Annotated in this window: 1 protein-coding gene; it reads right to left on the reverse strand. The window is 45.7% G+C overall.

Annotated features, from left to right (window positions below):
- A partial coding sequence (locus R7P64_RS24265) for a VC0807 family protein (protein ID WP_318124160.1) occupies positions 1 to 567 on the reverse strand: 567 nt, incomplete at its 3' end.
- Between the last annotated feature and the right edge of the window lie 112 nt (positions 568 to 679).

The following is a 679-nucleotide window of genomic DNA, read 5'->3' on the forward strand; positions in this document are numbered from 1 at the left end:
CAACTTACCGAGCTCTTCATTGAAGGCCGTAGTGCCTGATGGGCTGGTGACGATCCACGTAGCAAGGAAGTAGTTCATTGCAGATGAGAATGCAAAGGTGCTTGCGAACAAGTAGTTCGAAGACATTAGGCAACGTTCGAACGCATCGGTTTTACCATTTTCTCTCAAACGCTCGTTAATCAATGCGAGGTTCAAAACCGTGTCGTTCAATACCATTTTTTGCATCAATGGGTAGCGGGTAAAAGTGGAGCCCAATACCGCGATGCCGATCAGGCCGGGAATCAAGGCTTCTTTCAAGGCTAACCAGCGAGTATCAAGCTCCAACAAGCCAATGCCGCCAGTTAATAATACGCTGATAAAACCAAGTGCTGAGATAAAGTTAAATTTCTTGTTGCGGATGAGATCCATACCGCCGTAAACCACAGGAAAGAGCAAAGCGACAACCAGTGCCATTGCGGTTCCTAGGTGCTCTTCGCCACTGTATTTCATCAAGATGAACGAAGGGATGAATACGTTAAAAAGGATCTCGAATAGGGGATTCGACTTTTTCGCCGTCGTGTTACTCATAATTTCCTACTGACTCTATTATGTCGGCTGCCATTGTACTTTGGGTGGAAGTGTTCATCCAGTAACGCCAGATGTAAAGCGTTAACGCACCAAGTTATGTAACGACTTATGA

It is taken from the genome of Vibrio sp. 2304, assembly GCF_033339475.1.
Taxonomy (GTDB): Bacteria; Pseudomonadota; Gammaproteobacteria; order Enterobacterales; family Vibrionaceae; genus Vibrio; species Vibrio alginolyticus.